This window comes from Thermomicrobiales bacterium (assembly GCA_023954495.1).
Classification (GTDB): Bacteria; Chloroflexota; Chloroflexia; order Thermomicrobiales; family CFX8; genus JAMLIA01.
This window is the reverse complement of the sequence record JAMLIA010000146.1, coordinates 1-3046: the sequence shown is the minus strand read 5'-3', so window position 1 is coordinate 3046 and position 3046 is coordinate 1. Positions and strand designations below refer to the sequence as shown.

Sequence of the window (3046 nt, the reverse complement as noted above, 5' to 3'; positions counted from 1 at the left end):
AGAATAAGTAACTGGAACATGGAATTCCGCGCGAAGATCACGGTGACAACAAGGGCGTGTCTCCGAGGCCTCTCCCGCTGAATCACGTGAGCCACGGGAGTCCTAAGTAAAGCCGTCGAGAGAACGACGGTACATCCACGAGGAGAGACACGACTGATGAGTGTCACCGACAAGATCCTGACCTGCCGTGATTGTGGCCAGGAGTTCGTCTTCACTGCCGGTGAGCAGGAGTTTTACGCCGAGAAGGGCTTCACCAACCAGCCCTCACGCTGCCCGGACTGCCGGCGCGCCGCCAAGGCCGCCCGCCAGGGTGGCAACGGTGGCTACCGCTCAGACGGTGGCGCACCGCGCGGCGATCGCACCATGCACCCTGCCACTTGCGACCAGTGCGGCAAGGAGACCATGGTCCCCTTCGTCCCCACCAGTGGCAAGCCGGTCTACTGCTCCGACTGCTTCCAGTCGCGCCGGCAGCAGCGCAGCTACGACCGCTGGTAATTCACCAGCACCAACGCTGAACTGACACACGAAACCCTCCGGTCTGCCCTTGGCCGGAGGGTTTCGTTTTTGCCCAATTTCCTCCCCTATTTCCATTCCAGTCGTACACTACCGCCATCGATCCACATCAACGTGCCGGTCACGATCAGTGACCGGGCTCACCGCGTAGCCCGAAGGGGGTATCTATGGCGAAGATCATCGATATCGAGGGCATTGGGCCAGTGTATGCGGAAAAGCTGACCGGGGCCGGAATCCGGACGACCGAGGGTCTGCTCCGCGCCGCCGGGGCCGCCAAGGGTCGCGACGAGCTGGCCGCAAAGATCGGCGTCGATGCATCCCGCATTCTGGAGTGGGTCAATCGCGCCGACCTGATGCGTATACGTGGCGTCGGCACGCAGTACTCCGACCTGCTGGAAGCCTCCGGCGTCGATAGCGTGCTGGAGCTGGCCCGGCGCAACGCCGCCAACCTGCACGCTGCGATGACCGAGGTGAACGCGGCGAAGAAGCTCGTCCGCCAACTGCCCTCGGCCACCGCCGTCTCCGGCTGGGTCGAGCACGCCAAGACGCTCGACCGCGCCGTTAGCCACTAGCCACCATACTGCGCAGGGGCGGCATACGTCGCCCCTGCGCAGTTGACGTTCCTAGCCCTCGAAGCGCTTGAACGACTGCGGCGAGAGTTCGTCTGCACCACGCCCGGCCCAGTCGCCGGGGCCCATCTCGCTCCACATCCGCTCGCCGGCGTGCTGCAGGCGCTGATTCGCGGCGCGCTCATCGACGTTGAGCACCGTGCTGTCGCGCTGCACCCATGCGCCATCGATCATGACGTCCAACAGGTCTTCGGCAGCGGCGTTGTAGACGATGTTCTTGATCGGGTCACGCAGCGGAACCATGAAGAGCGACCCGGCGTCCCAGAAGAGCAGGTCCGCCTTCGCGCCCGGCGCGATGCGGCCGAGGTCGTCGCGATGCAGCATCTTCGCAGCATTGAGCGTTGCGGCGTTGAAGACGTCGGCAGCGGTCGACTTCTCGGTCTGGCGCGACATGATCTTGCCGATCACCGCCGTCCAGCGCAGCCCCTCGATCATCGACTGCGGCGAGGTGTCGGTGCCGAGCGTCATGTTCACGCCGGCGTCCAGATAGTCCGGGAACGCCTCCATGACGATGCCACGGCGGGCGAAGACCCAGACGCAGTGTGCGACCGACGCACCGTGGCGCGCCAGGATCGAGAGATCGTCGCCAGCGAACTGCACCCAGCTGTTGCCGGCGATCAGGATCGCGTGGCCGAGGATGTTCCACTCGCTGAGGAAGTCGATCGACTCCAGCCATTCGATCGGCGTCATGCCGTGGCGCTGGATCATCTCGTCGAACTCGAAGACCGACTGGCTGACGTGCAGCGCCAGCGGCACCTGCATGCTGTCCGACGCCTCGCGACTCATCCGCAGCAGCTCCTCGGTGCAGGTATCGACCTGTGCCGGTGTCAGGAAGCCCTTGATGCGGCCATTGGCCCGACCGTCGATGCGCTCGATCAGCTCGACCGCCTTGTGGAAGCCGGCAATCCCGGCCTCTTCGTTCCAGTCGTATTCCATCTTCTTGCCATCGCGGGTCAGCCAGCGACCGGAGCGGTACATGTCGCCAATGTAGACGCGCAGCCCGGACTTCTCGGCGGCGTCGGCCACGTAGTCGCCGATCGGGCCGATCTCCATCACCGTCGTCGTGCCGGTGCGGATCAGCTCGGCCATCGAGAAATCGACGCAGGCTTCCTGCCCCTCGCGGTCAATCGCCTGGCTACGAGCCGGCAGCATCTCCGACAGGCCGGACAGCGCAAACTGCCGCCGCCCGCGATCCTCGATGAACGACTTATCCAGCGGCGAGCCGGCCAGGTGCGTGTGCGAATTAATGAAGCCGGGCGTGATGACGCGATCCGGCGCGTCGATCGTCTGATCGGCCTGGCCGTCAAAATCCCTGCCGACGTGGATGATCTCGTTACCCTCGACGACGACGCAGCCGTTCTCCAGGATGCGATGCTCGCCATCCTGAAACGCCACAATCGCCCGCGCGTTGATTCTGATGCGGTCTGCCACCTGTGCGATCCTCCCCACCACTGTTCGATTGGTCGTTCCCGTATTATCCCTATCCTGATCGAACGCGCATCCCAGCACCCTACCGCAAGGAGCAGCCATGTACTTCGAACACGCACCCGAGATCTGGCGCGAATTCCCCGAGCTTGCTGCCGGAGTCATCCGGGTTGGCGGCATCACCAGCGCCGCAAACGTCGATTCAGCCGTGGCCGACCTGACTGAGATCGCACACACGCGGCTGGAATCAACGACCGAGAGCCAGCTGGCTGAGATTCAGGCCTGGCGACGCGCGTTCGCCCGCATGGGGCTCAAGCCAACGCAATACCGTTGCGCGTCGGAGTCGCTCCTGCGCCGGTTCCGCAAAGCGGGCACACTCCCACGGCTGCATCCACTGATCGACCTGTGCAACGCGACCTCGCTGGCATTCGCCATCCCGGTGGCAGTCTTCGACATCTCAGCGATTGACGACCACATCG

General features: G+C 64.2%; 4 protein-coding genes. 3 read left to right on the top strand and 1 reads right to left on the bottom strand.

Going from position 1 to position 3046, the window contains the following annotated elements; genetic code table 11:
* Positions 1-156 precede the first annotated feature (156 nt).
* Both M9890_15680 and M9890_15675 read left to right on the top strand, forming a co-directional pair.
* Positions 157-495, top strand: coding sequence for a zinc-ribbon domain containing protein (locus M9890_15680; GenBank protein ID MCO5178395.1), 339 nt, complete (start codon positions 157-159; stop codon positions 493-495).
* A 185-nt stretch (positions 496-680) separates the two neighbouring features.
* Complete coding sequence (locus M9890_15675; protein MCO5178394.1) at positions 681-1085, top strand: DUF4332 domain-containing protein; 405 nt, start codon at positions 681-683, stop codon at positions 1083-1085.
* 51 nt (positions 1086-1136) lie between these two features.
* Here the strand turns inward: M9890_15675 and M9890_15670 are convergent, their stop codons facing one another.
* Positions 1137-2573 (bottom strand): amidohydrolase family protein, encoded by a 1437-nt coding sequence (locus tag M9890_15670; GenBank protein MCO5178393.1) that lies wholly within the window; start codon positions 2571-2573, stop codon positions 1137-1139.
* Between the two features lie 97 nt (positions 2574-2670).
* Between M9890_15670 and M9890_15665 the strand changes: the two genes are divergently transcribed.
* Positions 2671-3046 (top strand): phenylalanine--tRNA ligase beta subunit-related protein (locus M9890_15665; GenBank protein MCO5178392.1); only part of this gene is annotated, 376 nt, incomplete at its 3' end.

What these genes read in the sequence shown, in the direction of transcription:
- M9890_15680 (MCO5178395.1), top strand. Translation starts at nt 157, where the DNA reads ATGAGTGTCACCGACAAGATCCTGACCTGCCGTGATTGTGGCCAGGAG.
- M9890_15675 (MCO5178394.1), top strand. Translation starts at nt 681, where the DNA reads ATGGCGAAGATCATCGATATCGAGGGCATTGGGCCAGTGTATGCGGAA.